This is a genomic window from Streptomyces corallincola (assembly GCF_019104725.1).
Lineage (GTDB): Bacteria > Actinomycetota > Actinomycetes > Streptomycetales > Streptomycetaceae > Streptomyces > Streptomyces corallincola.
The window spans coordinates 1-14,429 of the sequence record NZ_JAHRXF010000002.1 but is presented as its reverse complement, the minus strand read 5'-3'; the positions used below and the strand labels follow the sequence as shown (position 1 = coordinate 14,429).

The window sequence follows — 14,429 nt, the reverse complement described above, 5'->3', positions numbered from 1 at the left end:
GCCGGTCGGCGGACGCGGGGACCCGGTCTCAGAAGAGGCTGAGCAGCGCCTCGGCCGGGTCGGTCAGTCCCGTCTCCCCGCCGGGCAGGGGCAGTTCGAACCAGACCGTCTTCCCGCGCGGGGTGCGGCGTGAGCCCCAGGCCGCGCTGAGCAGCCCGACGAGTTGGAGCCCGCGTCCGCCCTCGTCGGTGTCGCGGGCGCGGCGGCGCCGGGGCTGGACCAGTCCGGCGTCCCAGACCTCGCAGACCAGGGTGCGGTCCAGCAGGAGCCGGAGCCGTATCTCGCCCTCGCCGTAGCGCAGCGCGTTGGTGACGAGTTCGCTGACGAGCAACTCGGTGGTGTCCACCAGGGGTTCGAGGTCCCAGGCGAGCAGCCGGGTGCGGGCGTACTCGCGGGCCCGGCCGACGCTGCGGGGTTCGCGGGGCAGCGTCCAGTCCCCGACGGAGTCGGCGGGCAGCCCCTGCACCCGGGCCATGAGCAGGGCGATGTCGTCCTCGCCGTGGTGGGTGTCGAGGGTGCTGAGGACGTGGTCGCAGACGTCCTCCAGCGGCTGGGCGGGGTCGGCGAGGGCACCGACGAGCGCCTGGAGGCCCTCGTCGAGGGGGTGGTCGCGGGATTCGACGAGGCCGTCGGTGTAGAGGGCGAGCAGCGCGCCCTCGGGGAGTTCGACCTCGACCTCCTCGAACGGCTCGCCGCCGACCCCGAGCGGCATGCCGGGCGGCACGTCGAGCATCAGCGCGGACTCGCCGGGCTCGACCAGCACCGGCGGGAGATGACCGGCGTTGGCGAAGGTGCACCGGCGGGTGACCGAGTCGTAGACGGCGTACACGCAGGTGGCGAGGTAGACCTCGGAGAGGTCGGCGTCACGGGGCTGGCGGGCGGTGCGGGTGGCCTGCTGGACCCCGCCGGGGGTGCCGAGTCCCCGCGCGATCTCGTCCAACGCGGAGAGCACTTCGGCGGGTTCGAGGTCGAGCAGCGCCAGGGTGCGTACGGCGGTGCGGAGTTCGCCCATCGCCACGGCGGCCCGCAGTCCACGTCCCATGACGTCGCCGACGACCAACGCGGTGCGGTGGCCGGGGAGTTCGATGACGTCGAACCAGTCGCCGCCGACTTCGGTGGCCGCGTTTCCGGGGAGGTAGCGGCAGGCGATGTCGAGGCCGGACGCCTCGGGGTCGCCGGGCGGGAGCAGGGACCGTTGCAGTATCAGGGCGCGTTCGTGCTCGCGCCGGTAGAGGCGGGCGTTGTCGATGCAGACGGCGGCGCGGGCCGCGAGTTCGACGGCGAGGTCCCGGTCGCGGTCCCCGAACGGTTCGCTGCCCTTGGTCCGGGCGAACTGGGCGAGTCCGACGACGGTGTCGTGCGCCACCATCGGCACGACCAGCGTGGACTGCACCAGACCGCCGTCCTCGGCGGGCACATGGCGCGGGCGCGCGGTGCGCAGTGCTCCGGCGCCGGGCGAGTTGAACGGGAAGTGGTGGACGGCGCCGACCGCGACGGGCGGGCCGGTGCCGCTGAACGGCGCGTCGGAGACGGCGCTGGCGAAGGCGACCCGGCGGAGTCCGGCGCTGCCGTCGGCCAGGCCGGGCGGGGTCTCGTCCCCGGCGAGGAGCGCCTGGTAGAGATCGACGGTGGCGAGGTCGCAGAAGCCGGGGACGACGACGTCGAGGAGTTCGCGGGCGGTGGTCTCCAGGTCGAGGGAGTTGCCGATGCGGGCTCCGGCCTCGTTGAGCAGGGCGAGGTTGCGGCGGGCGGCGGCGGCCTCGCGGGCGGCGGCGCGGCGGGCGGTGATGTCGGTGCCGAGCCAGGCGACGCCAATGGGCCGGCCGCTGCCGCTGTGCACACGGTAGAGGTTGATGGACCAGTGCCGCCGGTCCTGGGCGCCGGGCACGAACCCGGTGACGTGCATGTCGGTGATGGACTCACCGGTCTTCAGCACCCGGCGCAGCGTGGCCGAGAGGCGATCGGCCTCGGCGCGCGGCAGATAGTCGTGGACGCCCCGGCCCCGGTGGTCGTCCGGGGTGCCGCCGAAGACGGAGGCGAAGCGGGCGTTGACCCGGCGGACCCTCAGCGCGGAGTCCATCAGCAGGAAACCGAACGGGGATTGGCCGAATATCGCCTGCGAGGCGGCGAGATCGGTCTCGATGCTGCGCAGCGTGCGCACGTCCACGACGATGCAGACCGCGGCGCGTTCGCCGTCGGCGGTGCGGGTCGGCATGACGTAGACCTCGGCGAGCCCCTCCTCGCCGCGCGTGCCGTCCGGGCCGTCGGGCGAGCGGAAGGGGACGACACCGGTCCACTCCCGGCCGTCGAGGATCTCGGCCATCTTGCGCTGGCCCTGCGCGTGCAGGTCGGGGTCGATGAACGCCTCGATGGGGTCCATGCCGAGGGCGCGTCCGGCGGGGATGCCGAGGAGTTGCTCGGCGCGCAGGCTCCACTGCTCGACCAGGCCGTCGGCGCCGATGGAGAAGGACGCCGCCTTGATGTAGTCGTAGATCGAGCCGGGCGGGCTGCTCTGCCACAGGGCGTCACCGGGTGCCGCGGCAGCCGCCACGGCCTGGTCACCCGCGCCGTCCGACGGGTCCTCGGACTCCGTGGCCTTCGCTGGTATCTCGCTCACGCGAACCGTCCCCTCCAGCTCACCGCGTCCGGTACCGGTCACCGGGGGCGGCTGCCCGCAGTATCCAGCACTACGGCGCCGCACGACACGGTGTTCACGATCACAGCTCGGTCCAGGCTCGATCCCGGCCGGGCCGCGACACACACTGCCAGTCTTCTAACCAGGGAACACGCCCCCGAATCCCCTGCCTGCGGAGACCCTGTCAGATCACCCTCGCGCGGGGCGCACTCGGGGCGCCCGACGCGCGCGGGGAACACAGAAACCGTCGCACCGGCGCACACGGGCACGCGGGAACCGCACACTCTCCTCACGCGGGCGCGGTGGGGGCGGTGCGTGTGCGGGCCGGGGGTTGGCGGGGTGTTGGGGCGGCACGGGTGCGGGCTTGGGGGCGGGCGGGGGCTTGGGGGCGCGGCGGGGCTGCTTGGGGGCCGGGGCTTTGGGCAGGGCTTGGGGGCGGGGGCCTGGGGTGGCGGAGGACTTCGGCGCGCGCCCGCCCTCCGCACCGTAGGGGCCGGGCGCCTCAGTGGGTGTGGGTGGGCTGCCTCATCCGGGCAACGCCAGTTCGAACCACACCGTCTTGCCGCTCTCGGCGGGCAGCGTGCCCCAGCGGCTGGCGGAACCGGCGAGGAGCTGGATGCCGCGCCCGTTCTCGTCCTCGGGGTGGGCGACGCGGGCGCGGGGCGGGTCGGGGAGCGGGTCGGAGACCTCGACGCGGAGGGTGGCGCCGGTGCCGCCGGGCCGCAGCAGCCGGACCCCGATGGGACCGCTGGCGTGCCGCAGGGAGTTGGTCACCAGCTCGCTGACCAGCAGCGCGGCGATGTCGGCGAGCGCGTCGAGCTGCCAGCCGCGCAGTTGTACCCGCACGGCGCCGCGCGCGGTCCGGACTGCGCCCGGCTCGGCCGGAAAACTCCACTCGACGCAGTCGCCTTCGGTGTCGATCACGCCGATCACTTCCCAGGCCGGTGACCCCACACCCATGTCCGATTTCATGGGGTTAATGGGGACATACCCTGGATTCCCGTGCCAGTACCGCACGGTTTGGCGCACTGTGGCACGAACGGCGTACACGGGGCGGGGCCGACCGCGCCGTGCGAGCCGGGGGAAACGGGGGTGGGGCGGGGGGAATCGGGGAGTCGGGGCGGGGCGGATCGGGGCCGTGGGCGCGCCGGGCCGGGCGTCAGCTCGCGGGGGTGCCGAGGAGGGCGGCGACCTCGCGGACGGCCGGGACGTCCTGGTCCAGCCAGGGCACGTCCCAGAGTTGTCCGGGGGTGAGCCAGCGCAGCTCGTCGTGGTCCTGAAGGGTGCGGGGCGCGGCGGAGCCGGGGCGCAGCCGGGCCGTCCAGACATGCAGGACGTAGGGGTCGCGCAGCGGCCACTCCCCCGGCACGCGTACGGCCGTCTCGGCGTCGATGCCCAGTTCCTCGCGGAGTTCGCGCTCCAGGGCACGCTCGGGGGACTCGCCGTCCTCGACCTTGCCGCCGGGGAGTTCCCAGCGCCCGGCCAGTTCCGGGGGCGCGCTGCGCCGCGCGGCGAGCAGTCGGCCGCCGTCGAGCAGGGCGGCGCCCACCACCACGATCCGTTCGGTCATACGGCGAGTCTAGGTGCCCCACGACAGGGCAGGGCAGGGCAGCGGCGGACCACCCGCCGGGGGTGGCCGCGCCGCTGCCGACCCGTCAGTTCCGGGTGCCGTCGGGGTTCTGGCCGACCTGTTCCACCCAGTAGATCTGCCGGTGCCCACTGCCGTCGAGACTGCTCACGACCTTCTCCGCCTCGGAGCGGGTCGCGTACCGACCCACGTGATAGCGGTTGCCGTTGTCGTCCTGCCGTATGACGCTCCAGGGCCGGGCCGCCGTGCTCTCACCGCTCACCGTCCCCACCGTCCCCTCCCGCACTCTCCCCACCCGCTTCTCGTCCCGGGCCCCCGCCGAGCCCCGCTTGAGGAAACCTCAATCCGCATATGCCCGAGCGTACGCCCTACCTTCACGCTGCGAACACGGCTTTTCACAAAGAGGTACGCAACCAGCCAGAACGCAGGGGGCGCACGACGCCCGACGCGCCGTCTCCCGCGCCGGTACGGGCGGACACGGGCAGCGGAAATCCCCCGCCGGGCCACCAGCGAAGACGGCCGGAATACGGCGGCCGGGCAGCGGGCGTACGCCGGGGGCGGGGGCAGCGCGGGAGGGGCACGAGGGATGTGGGGGGGGCGGGGCTGTTTCTGAAGGAGTGCGGCGGGGTCGTTCCGGAGGTGGGGGGCGGGACCACTCCTGGAGTGGAGGGGCAGCGGGGCCGGCTATCGCGCGGAGGGGGCTACCTGACCGGCAGGTGATAGGCGACCCGGTACCGGTCGGCGGGGATGACGACGTCGGCGGTCTCCACGGGGCGCCCGGAGGCGTAGTACGTGCGCTGGATGACGATGACGACATGGCCGGGGACACCGCCGAGGACGACCAGTTCCTCGGCGAGGCCGGGGCGGGCGCCGACCTCCTCGACCACGTTGTCCACGATGACGTCGATGGCGCGCATGCGCTCGACGACGCCCATGCCGCCGAGCGGGCCCTCCTCGGGGAGCATGACGGGGGTGCGGCCGGTGACGGCGAGGGGTTCCCAGGAGGTGGAGAGCATCATGGGCTCGCCCGCCTCGCGGAAGAGGTAGCGGGTACGCATGACCCGGTCGCCGGGCTGGACGTCGAGCCGCTCGGCGACGGAGCCGCACGCCTTGTCCTGCTCGCTGCTGGACTCCCAGGTGCCGCGCGCGGAGACGTCGGACTGCTCCTGCCGGAACGGCGTGGCCCCGCCGGACGGCCGGTACCCCGAGCGGGCCAGCCGCCGGGGCACCGGCTGCTCACGGACGTACGTCCCCGAACCGGAGCGCCCCTCCACCAGCCCCTCCGCCATCAGCACCTTGCGGGCCTCCAGCGCGACGGTGTCCGAGACGCCGTACTCCTCGCGGATACGGGCCTGCGAGGGGAGGCGGGTGTGGGGCGGTAGCGAGCCGTCAACGATCTTCTTGCGGAGATCACCCGCAACCCGCAGGTAGGCCGGCTGCTCACCGAACGTCACTGGCCGCTCCCATCAGCTTGTACAGACAGCTACAGCCTGGCAACCGTAGGTTGTCCAATGCAAGCAAAGGCCAGAGAATCACTCGATGTGATGACATGCGCCCACCGGGGGCTTTACGCAGGCACTTTCTCCCCGCTATAGAAGCCGCCAACCCTCCAAACGATCACCCAACCCACCCCACACCGGGACCACTAACGACGAGTTGACCGGGACCGGCCCGGCAGCCCTCGAAGAAGGCGGACGAGTTCTCAACGCGGGCAGCCCCTGCCGACGGCCGCGAGGTGTTCGCCACCGCCCGGAATCCCCAGCGCGCCCGCCTCCGAGCCACTGCTCCAACCGTCCACCGATCAGCCCCCGTTCACGACAACCGGCACGATGACACCAAAGGGGCCGGCTCCCCCAGGAGCCGGCCCCTTCTGAACCGCACGTTTGACGAAGCCGCCTGGCCCGCGACTCGGAGACGATCAGACGTTGAATCGAAACTCCACCACAAGGCTGCGGTCTGCGGAAATGCGGGCTCATCCCAGCACCATCCCAGCACGGGATGCGCGACAAAGTACAAGAAGACCGAAGATCGCCAACGCTACCCGGAAGCGCCCGCACATGCCTGAAGTCTGCGGAACTTCTACGAGCGCCGCATCAGGCTCGCGCCATCGCACTGAACCTCTCAGAGCAGCACAGCGCTCGCGCCCGATAACCGCAGAGGGCGGCATCGGTCTCCGTATCAAGTTGGGCAGCACCCCCACCACGCTGATCAAGGACATCCGCGCCATCGCATCGATCTGCGAACATGTCGCTCCCCACCCCGACCTCGCCTTTGTCGAGCACATCACCGCGGTCAAGGACCGCTCCCTCCTCGACACTGAACTGGACGCCACCCTCGGCCGTCCCGTGGACGGCAGGATCCTCACTGCCGTCCCCTTCTCCCAGAGCACCGACCTGTCCCGGTCCACCGCATGCGCCATCAAGATCGGACCCTGCTCACCCCTCCTCAGGGACGAGTTCAGCCTCGACTACGTCTTGGAGCGCGCCCGCGTGATCAAGGCGGGCGAACGCGTCAAGGCACTCCGACAGGGCACCGTCGAACTGTTCCGCGACAAGCTCACCGCGCGGACCCCGCTCGCCCCGCGTGTCAGCTCCCTGGAAGCGTTGTCCACGGAATCCGCCGTGAAGTGGATCGAGGCGACCTTCTCCCTCGACTCCCGTACGTTCTGCCTGCTCGACGGCGAATGGTACGAGCTGGGGGCCGGCTACCTGCGCGACGTCAACGAGACCGTAGCCCCGCTGTTCACCAACTCGTCCTCCGTCGATCTCCCTCGCTGGCCGCTCGTCGAGAAGCTCAACAAGAAGGGCATCCCCGTGATGCGTCCCATGGACGAGGGCGACTACAACGAGCTCGCCGCCAAGGCCCGTCCGGGCTGGGTCTGCATGGACAAGAAGAACGTGCGCAACCCCTTTCGGACGAGCAACAAGGTAGAGATCTGCGACCTGTTCACCGACGATGACACGCTCGTCTTCGTGAAGCCCGCCCACGCCTCGGGCCCGCTGAGCCACCTGTACAACCAGGCGCGTGTCTCCGTCGAACTCCTCTTCGAGAGCGCCGACGTCCGCGCGGAGTTCGCGCGCTCCGTACACGTCAACAGCGACGCAAGCCGCAGCATCCCCGGCAACTTCACCCCACGCCGCATCGTCTTCACGATCCTCCTGAAGGACGGCGCCGACCTCACCCCGGACTCGCTCTTCCCGTTCTCCGCCGTCACTCTGGCCCAGACCGCGAAGGCCCTCGCCGCGCGCGGAGTGACCGTGGAGGTCATCGGCATCGGCATCGAGCCGACCCAGAAGACCATGCTGGACACGGCTGCATAGCCACCCGGGCCCGCTCACCACGTGCAGCGTCCCCGGAGCCTGGCCCAATCCGCTTCATCTTGAGCGCACCCCTACCTGCGAGCCCACGCTGCTTACGCCCACGCCTACCGCGTCAAACACCTCGGAGAACAGGCAGACACCGGGTACCAGGCCAGCCGCCTGACTGAATACGTCGCAGCGGTAGGCGTCCATGCCGAATCCCTTCCGCCCGGGCAGGAGCAGACTGAGGTCGAGGCGTGGCTCGCGTTCGCGGATGCACACTTCCAACCCCACTGAATCGGCCTCAGCGCCGAAACTGCCCACGCCGCCGAAATCCAGCGACGACGGCCTCAAGCCATTCCTCGGTCGCTGGAGCCCCTACGGACCCCGTTCCTACTGAGCCGGACCAAGGGGAATCACACCGCAACGAGCCGGACCCGCTCGCCGCACAGCTTGGCCATGTCGTCAATGTCGGAAGTCAGCATGACCACAGGGCGATGCTGTCGCAGCGCGGCCTCGGCGACCGCCGCATCGATCGCGTACTTGTGCCCATGCAAACCGGCGTTCATCAGCAACTTCGAGGCAGCCCTCGCCTCCTCGTCACCGACCGATACGACCCGCAGCCCGGAAAGCACCCAGTTCAGCCGGGACTTATTCGTACGGGCGTGGACGGCTTCGATAATGGTGAGCGCACTGATCACGACCTCCATGCCCCGCGAGCGCGCCTCAGCGATCAGGGCCACCACCTGCTCGTCGTCGGCGAGCAGCTTCGAGAATCCCTCGCTGTCGAGGACCAGCGTCCCCTCGTGACTCAGCCTGCGGCGGGCCATTCGGCCTCCTCGGCGAACACCTCGTCGAAGACCTGCCGCGCCCGCTGACGAGCCGGCTCGGAGACCGGCCCCTTGCGGTTCTCGTAGTCCGCCAGGTACTCGTCTAGGACCTGCCCGCGCAGCTCACGCTCGACCGCCTCGGTAATGAACGCGGAGAACTCCCGCTTACCCACCCGAGCCCGGATCGCCTCCGCAGTCCCCTCCGGCAGCGACAAGCTGACCCGGGTCGCTGGCCCTTCCCCGATGCTGTACGTCGCCTCAGCCATGCCCTCGATTGTGTCAAACGAGTAGGAAAAGCGCCACGTCCGCACTACCATCACAGCTCGGTCAGCGCCCCGCTCACACAAATCCCAGCACGGGCACCCCCACCTCAGCCCAGCACGATCCCAGCACGGTACGGATGACCAGGGATGACCACAGGTGACGAGGGATCAGTTATCCCAGCACAGGAAAGAATATAGGGCCCGACTCTGAAGAGTCGGACCCCATCCGAGCTGCACGTTTGCCAGATCAGCGACGCGGTGTCACGTCACCCGCTACACATTGAACCTGAACTCCACCACATCCCCGTCCTGCATCACGTACTCCTTGCCCTCCATGCGGGCCTTGCCCTTGGCTCGGGCCTCGGGGACCGAGCCCGTTTCCATGAGGTCGGGGAAGGAGATGACCTCCGCCTTGATGAAGCCCTTCTGGAAGTCGGTGTGGATGACTCCGGCGGCTTCGGGGGCGGTGGCGCCCTTCTTGATGGTCCAGGCTCGGGATTCCTTGGGACCGGCGGTGAGGTAGGTCTGGAGGCCGAGGGTGTTGAAGCCGACGCGGGCGAGGGTGGCGAGGCCGGGCTCCTCGGCGCCGACAGATTCGAGGAGTTCGAGGGCGTCCTCCTCGTCCAGCTCGGCGAGGTCGGCCTCCAGCTTGGCGTTGAGGAAGATCGCCTCGGCCGGGGCGACCAGCGCGCGCTGCTGGTTCTTGAAGTCCTCGTCGGTCAGCTCGTCCTCGTCCACGTTGAAGACGTAGAGGAACGGCTTGGTGGTGAGGAGGTGCAGGTCGTGCAGGAGTTCGCTGCGCTCGGTGCCCTGGAGGATGCCCTGGGAGGACAGGGTGTCGCCCCGCTCCAGGATCTCCTTCGCCTCCTCGACCGCCTTCACCTTGGGGGCGATGTCCTTCTTGATCCGGGACTCCTTCTGGAGCCTCGGCAGCACCTTCTCGATGGTCTGCAGATCGGCCAGGATCAGCTCGGTGTTGATCGTCTCGATGTCGTCCTTCGGCGAGACCTTGCCGTCCACGTGCACGACGTTCTCGTCCTGGAAGGCACGGATCACCTGGCAGATGGCGTCCGACTCCCGGATGTTCGCCAGGAACTTGTTGCCCAGGCCCTCGCCCTCGGAGGCGCCGCGCACGATACCCGCGATGTCCACGAAATCGACCGTGGCCGGAATGATCCGCTCCGACTTGAACACCGACGCCAGCTTCGCCAGCCTGCCGTCGGGGACGCCGACCACGCCGACGTTCGGCTCGATCGTGGCGAACGGGTAGTTGGCCGCGAGCACGTCGTTCTTGGTCAGGGCGTTGAACAGGGTCGATTTGCCGACATTGGGCAGGCCGACGATTCCGATCGTGAGCGACACGTTGCGACTTCCCGTAGATGAGGAGGGCCAGAGGCTGCCAGGGGCCAGGGGCACCGGCCGATCCACCAGTCTACGGCGTCCCCGAAGACCCCCCGGCGGGAGCGTCGAACCTCCGGGCGAGCTGCCCGCACCGGCGTGTCAGACGGGCGATTCGACACATAAACAGACCTAAGTTGGTCCAATGGAGCAGCACAGAACGCGACCCCCCAACGACGGCAGGCGACGTGGCGCGCCTCTCGCTCCGCTGCCGCCGCAGGCACGTCGGCCCGTGGGCGACAACCGGCGCGCACCGGGCGCTGACGCGGAGTCCCATCCCGCCCGTGACGGTCGTCCGGCCACCTCCGGTCCCGCGGCGGGTCTGCGGCTCACCGCGCTCGGCGGCGGACTCTTCTGCGCCGCCCTCATGTTCCTGCTCGGCTACCTGGACCACCTGCTGTTCGGCGGCTCCCTCACCCTCTACGGCGTCCTCTTCCTGCCGGTGTGCGTGCTGACCGCGCTCTGGGTGCGCGGCGGCGACCTCCTCACCGCGCCGGTGGTGGTCCCCATCGCCTTCGCCGTCGGTCTGCTGCCCGTCGCCGACGGCAGCGGCGGGGTCCTCGGGCGGCTGATGGGCCTCGTCACCGGCCTCGCCACCCAGGCCGGGTGGCTGTACGGCGGGACGCTCGTCGCCGGGGTGATCGTGCTCGTACGGCGCGTGCTGCTCGTACGGGCCACCCGGCGGCGCCGCGCCTGACCCCCAGCCGCCCCAGCCGCCCCCGCCGCGCAGCGGGTGCCGGTGCCGGTGCCGCCCACCGGTGCCGCGATCGTCGTTCGTCGTGTGCCGGGGGCTTTCCCCCCGGCCACCCCTACGCCCGCTCCCCCTCCGCCGCGTGCATCGCCGCCCCCACGATCCCCGCGTTGTTCTGCAGCTCGGCGGGGACGATCTCCGCCTTGATGCCCTCGATGAAGTGCAGGAACTTGTCGGCCTTGCGGCTGACTCCGCCGCCGATGACGAAGAGGTCGGGGGAGAACAGCATCTCGACGTGGGCCAGGTACTTCTGGACGCGTCGGGCCCAGTGGTCCCAGGTCAGATCCTTGTCCTCCTTGGCCTTGCTGGAGGCGCGCTTCTCCGCGTCGTGGCCGTCCAGCTCCAGGTGGCCCAGCTCGGTGTTGGGGACGAGGGTGCCGTCCACGAAGAGGGCGCTGCCGATGCCGGTGCCGAAGGTGAGCAGGATGACCGTGCCGCGCCGGTCCTTGCCCGCGCCGAACCGCATCTCCGCGACACCCGCCGCGTCCGCGTCGTTGACGACGGTCACCGGAAGACCGCCGAGGCGACCGCCGAAGAGGACGCGGGCGTCGGTGTCGATCCAGCTCTTGTCCACATTGGCCGCCGTACGGATCGTGGCGCCGCCGGTGACCACTCCGGGGAAGGTGAGGCCGACCGGGCCGGTCCAGCCGAAGTGCTCGACGACCTCCCTGACCCCCTCGGCCACGCCGTCCGGGGTCGCCGGGTGCGGGGTGAGCACCTTGAAGCGCTCTTGGGCCAGGTCGCCCTTCTCCAGGTCCACAGGGGCACCCTTGATCCCTGACCCGCCGATGTCCACGCCGAAGATCTGCATGACACCACGTTACGACGGAGTAACCCGCCCCACTACGGCGCCGTCCCCCGGATACCCGCTACGGCGCACCCCCCACGCGCACCCCCGGCAGACCCCCGGATCAGCCAGTACGACCAGCACACCCGGCGCACGCTCCGCCGCACTACCCCACTCCGCCGCCGCACCCCGCTCCGCCGCCGTACGCGCTCCGCCGCCGTACCCACTCCACCACCGCGGCCACTCGGCCACCGCAGCCGCTTCGCGGCCGAAGCCACTCCGCCGCCGCGCCCGCCGCGCGCCCTACTCCCCCGCGCCCGACCCGCCGCGTGCCGCCATCAGGGCCGCCGCCTCGTCGCGCAGGTCGCGGCGCAGTTCCTTGGGGAGGGAGAAGATGATGGACTCCTCGGCGGCCTTGACGAGTTCCACGTCGCCGTAGCCGCGCACGGAGAGCCACTCCAGGACCTCCTCGACCAGCACCTCGGGCACGGAGGCTCCGGAGGTGACGCCGACCGTGGTGACACCGTCGAGCCAGGACTCGTCGATCTCGGCGGCGAAGTCCACCAGGTACGCCGCGCGGGAACCGGCCAGCTTGGCGACCTCGACCAGGCGCTTGGAGTTGGAGGAGTTGCGGGAGCCGACGACGATCACCAGTTCCGCCTCGGCGCCCATCTGCTTCACGGCGAGCTGACGGTTCTGCGTGGCGTAGCAGATGTCGTCGCTGGGCGGGGAGATCAGGCCGGGGAACTTGGTCTTCAGGGCGTCCACGGTCTCCATCGTCTCGTCCACGGAGAGCGTGGTCTGGGAGAGCCAGACGACCTTCTCCGGGTCGCGGACCTCGATCTTGGCGACGTCCTCGGGGCCGTCCACGAGCTGGATGTGCTCGGGGGCCTCGCCGGAGGTGCCGATGACCTCCTCGTGGCCCTCGTGGCCGATCAGCAGGATGTCGTAGTCGTCGTTGGCGTAGCGGACGGCTTCCTTGTGGACCTTGGTGACCAGGGGGCAGGTGGCGTCGATGGTGGCGAGCCGCCCGCGCGCGGCCTCCTCGTGGACGACCGGGGCGACGCCGTGCGCGGAGAACATCACGATGTTCCCCTCCGGCACCTCCTCGGTGCGTTCGACGAAGATCGCGCCCTTCTTCTCCAGGGTCTGCACCACGTACTTGTTGTGGACGATCTCGTGCCGGACGTAGATCGGGGCGCCGTACTGTTCGAGGGCCTTCTCGACGGCGATCACGGCGCGGTCCACACCGGCGCAGTAGCCACGGGGGGCGGCGAGCAGGACACGGCGGCCAGTCGAAGCGGTCATGGAACCCATCGTAAGGCCGCGTTCGGGGGGTCTGAGATCGCGTGTCCCGCCCGTCGCGGGGAAAACTGGATCTCATGTCCGAGACCGGTACGACCGCGCCCGCCACCGACACCGGGCAGGGGCTGCGCCGCAGCATCGGCCTGAGGGACGTCGTGGTCTACGGGCTGCTGTTCATCGCGCCGATGGCCCCGGTGGGTGTCTTCGGCACACTCGACGCGCGATCGCACGGCGCGGTGGCGCTGGTGTACGTCGTCGCCACCGTGGCGATGGGCTTCACCGCGTACAGCTACGCGCAGATGGTGCGGGTCGTCCCGCAGGCCGGGTCGGTGTTCGCGTACGCGCGCGCGGGCCTCGGCCGGGGCGCGGGGTTCGTGGCGGGCTGGATGGCGGCGCTGGACTACGTGCTGATCCCGGCGGTCGCCTATCTGTTCTCCGGTATCGCCATGAACGCCCTGGTCCCCTCGGTGTCACGCTGGGTGTGGACGGCGCTCGCGGTGCTGCTCACGACCGCGCTGAACGTGTGGGGCGTACGTGTCGCCGCGCGGGCGGGGTTCCTGGTGCTGGCGCTGGAGATCGCGGTGCTGCTGGTGTTCGTGGTGTCGGCGCTGGTGGTACTGGTGCGCGACGGCGCCCAGCGGGGGCTGCTGACACCGTTCACCGGGGACGGCAGCCAGGCGTTCACGGTGTCGGCGGTGGTGGGCGCGGTGTCGGTGGCCGTGCTGTCGTACCTGGGGTTCGACGCCATCGCGTCCTTCGCGGAGGAGGTCACCGGCGGGTCGGCGCGGGTGGCGCGCGGGCTGCTGGCGTGTCTGCTGCTGGCCGGTGTGCTGTTCGTCGCGCAGACGTATCTGGTCGCGCTGCTGGAGCCGACGTCCTCGGCGCGGCTGGCCGCCGATCCCGCCCTCCAGGGGTCGGCGTTCTACGACGCGGTGGACGCCTCGGTGGGGACCTGGCTGCATGATCTGGTGGCCGCGAGCAAGGCGGTCGGCGCGGCGTTCGCGGCGCTGGCCGGGCAGGCGGCGGCCGGTCGGCTGCTGTTCGCCATGAGCCGCGAGGGTCGGCTGCCGCGCGCGCTCTCCCGTACGGACTCCGGCGTTCCGCGTGTCGCGCTGCTCTGCTCGGCGGTGATCACCCTGGCCGCCGCCTGGTGGGCCGCGACCCGTGGCGACGGCCTCGACCAGCTGGTCTCGGTGGTCAACATCGGCGCCCTGACCGCCTTCACCCTCCTGCACGCCAGTGTGGTCGGCTACTTCGCCCTGCGCCGCCTGGGCGGCCCACCGGTCTGGTGGCGGCATGTGGCGGTGCCGGTGGTCGGCGCCGCGATCACGGTGGCGGTCATCACGGAGGCGTCGGGCGCGGCCCAGGTGGTGGGCGCGGTGTGGCTGGCCCTGGGGCTGGTGGTGCTGGCGGTGCAGGGGGTGCGGGGGCGGGCGTAGCTCGGGGTGCGGGAGGGGCGTCGCGGCGGCCGTGCGAAGTGCTGGGGGCGGGGGGCTGGGGGCGGAGTGTCGTGGCGGGGGGGGGGGGGGGGGGGGGCGGGCGGGGGGGCGGGGGGGGGGGGGGGGAGGGGGGG

General features: G+C 71.0%; 13 protein-coding genes. 3 read left to right on the top strand and 10 right to left on the bottom strand.

Annotated elements, in window-relative coordinates; all coding sequences use genetic code 11:
- Positions 1-28: 28 nt before the first annotated feature.
- The 5 genes from KUM39_RS01615 to KUM39_RS01595 form a co-directional block, all read right to left on the bottom strand.
- Positions 29-2,617, bottom strand: coding sequence for a SpoIIE family protein phosphatase (locus tag KUM39_RS01615; RefSeq protein WP_217783509.1), 2,589 nt, complete (start codon positions 2,615-2,617; stop codon positions 29-31).
- Positions 2,618-3,160: 543 nt separating this feature from the next.
- On the bottom strand, positions 3,161-3,607 hold the full coding sequence (locus KUM39_RS01610) for an ATP-binding protein (protein WP_217783508.1): 447 nt from the start codon (positions 3,605-3,607) through the stop codon (positions 3,161-3,163).
- Between the two features lie 187 nt (positions 3,608-3,794).
- Complete coding sequence (locus KUM39_RS01605; RefSeq protein WP_217783507.1) at positions 3,795-4,205, bottom strand: (deoxy)nucleoside triphosphate pyrophosphohydrolase; 411 nt, start codon at positions 4,203-4,205, stop codon at positions 3,795-3,797.
- Positions 4,206-4,290: 85 nt separating this feature from the next.
- On the bottom strand, positions 4,291-4,494 hold the full coding sequence (locus tag KUM39_RS01600; RefSeq protein WP_217783506.1) for an SPOR domain-containing protein: 204 nt from the start codon (positions 4,492-4,494) through the stop codon (positions 4,291-4,293).
- A gap of 430 nt (positions 4,495-4,924) precedes the next feature.
- On the bottom strand, positions 4,925-5,677 hold the full coding sequence (locus tag KUM39_RS01595; RefSeq protein WP_217783505.1) for a GntR family transcriptional regulator: 753 nt from the start codon (positions 5,675-5,677) through the stop codon (positions 4,925-4,927).
- A 429-nt stretch (positions 5,678-6,106) separates the two neighbouring features.
- Between KUM39_RS01595 and KUM39_RS01590 the strand changes: the two genes are divergently transcribed.
- Positions 6,107-7,543 carry a DUF6119 family protein gene (locus KUM39_RS01590; protein ID WP_372455689.1) on the top strand — a complete coding sequence of 479 codons (1,437 nt, stop codon included), beginning with the start codon at positions 6,107-6,109 and terminating at the stop codon, positions 7,541-7,543.
- Between the two features lie 395 nt (positions 7,544-7,938).
- Here KUM39_RS01590 and KUM39_RS01585 read toward each other — a convergent pair whose 3' ends face one another.
- The 3 genes from KUM39_RS01585 to ychF form a co-directional block, all read right to left on the bottom strand.
- Positions 7,939-8,352 carry a hypothetical protein gene (locus tag KUM39_RS01585; protein WP_018530184.1) on the bottom strand — a complete coding sequence of 138 codons (414 nt, stop codon included), beginning with the start codon at positions 8,350-8,352 and terminating at the stop codon, positions 7,939-7,941.
- Entirely contained in the window at positions 8,334-8,618 is a 285-nt protein-coding gene (locus KUM39_RS01580; protein ID WP_217783504.1) for a hypothetical protein, read from the bottom strand. Before KUM39_RS01580 ends, KUM39_RS01585 begins: the two co-directional genes overlap by 19 nt.
- A gap of 270 nt (positions 8,619-8,888) precedes the next feature.
- A complete protein-coding gene (gene ychF / locus KUM39_RS01575; RefSeq protein WP_217783503.1) occupies positions 8,889-9,977 on the bottom strand; it encodes a redox-regulated ATPase YchF in 1,089 nt (362 codons plus the stop codon).
- A gap of 181 nt (positions 9,978-10,158) precedes the next feature.
- Between ychF and KUM39_RS01570 the strand changes: the two genes are divergently transcribed.
- A complete protein-coding gene (locus KUM39_RS01570; RefSeq protein WP_217783502.1) occupies positions 10,159-10,710 on the top strand; it encodes a DUF6542 domain-containing protein in 552 nt (183 codons plus the stop codon).
- A gap of 112 nt (positions 10,711-10,822) precedes the next feature.
- On the opposite strand, the gene ppgK is transcribed toward KUM39_RS01570, so the two are convergent.
- Both ppgK and KUM39_RS01560 read right to left on the bottom strand, forming a co-directional pair.
- Complete coding sequence (ppgK, locus tag KUM39_RS01565) at positions 10,823-11,575, bottom strand: polyphosphate--glucose phosphotransferase (protein ID WP_217783501.1); 753 nt, start codon at positions 11,573-11,575, stop codon at positions 10,823-10,825.
- A 279-nt stretch (positions 11,576-11,854) separates the two neighbouring features.
- Complete coding sequence (locus KUM39_RS01560) at positions 11,855-12,868, bottom strand: 4-hydroxy-3-methylbut-2-enyl diphosphate reductase (RefSeq protein WP_217783500.1); 1,014 nt, start codon at positions 12,866-12,868, stop codon at positions 11,855-11,857.
- A gap of 65 nt (positions 12,869-12,933) precedes the next feature.
- Between KUM39_RS01560 and KUM39_RS01555 the strand changes: the two genes are divergently transcribed.
- Positions 12,934-14,295, top strand: coding sequence for an APC family permease (locus tag KUM39_RS01555; RefSeq protein WP_217783499.1), 1,362 nt, complete (start codon positions 12,934-12,936; stop codon positions 14,293-14,295).
- The last annotated feature ends 134 nt before the right edge of the window (positions 14,296-14,429 follow it).

What these genes read in the sequence shown, in the direction of transcription:
- KUM39_RS01610 (WP_217783508.1), bottom strand. Translation starts at nt 3,607, where the DNA reads ATGAAATCGGACATGGGTGTGGGGTCACCGGCCTGGGAAGTGATCGGC.
- KUM39_RS01605 (WP_217783507.1), bottom strand. Translation starts at nt 4,205, where the DNA reads ATGACCGAACGGATCGTGGTGGTGGGCGCCGCCCTGCTCGACGGCGGC.
- KUM39_RS01585 (WP_018530184.1), bottom strand. Translation starts at nt 8,352, where the DNA reads ATGGCCCGCCGCAGGCTGAGTCACGAGGGGACGCTGGTCCTCGACAGC.
- KUM39_RS01580 (WP_217783504.1), bottom strand. Translation starts at nt 8,618, where the DNA reads ATGGCTGAGGCGACGTACAGCATCGGGGAAGGGCCAGCGACCCGGGTC.
- KUM39_RS01570 (WP_217783502.1), top strand. Translation starts at nt 10,159, where the DNA reads ATGGAGCAGCACAGAACGCGACCCCCCAACGACGGCAGGCGACGTGGC.
- ppgK (WP_217783501.1), bottom strand. Translation starts at nt 11,575, where the DNA reads ATGCAGATCTTCGGCGTGGACATCGGCGGGTCAGGGATCAAGGGTGCC.
- KUM39_RS01560 (WP_217783500.1), bottom strand. Translation starts at nt 12,868, where the DNA reads ATGGGTTCCATGACCGCTTCGACTGGCCGCCGTGTCCTGCTCGCCGCC.
- KUM39_RS01555 (WP_217783499.1), top strand. Translation starts at nt 12,934, where the DNA reads ATGTCCGAGACCGGTACGACCGCGCCCGCCACCGACACCGGGCAGGGG.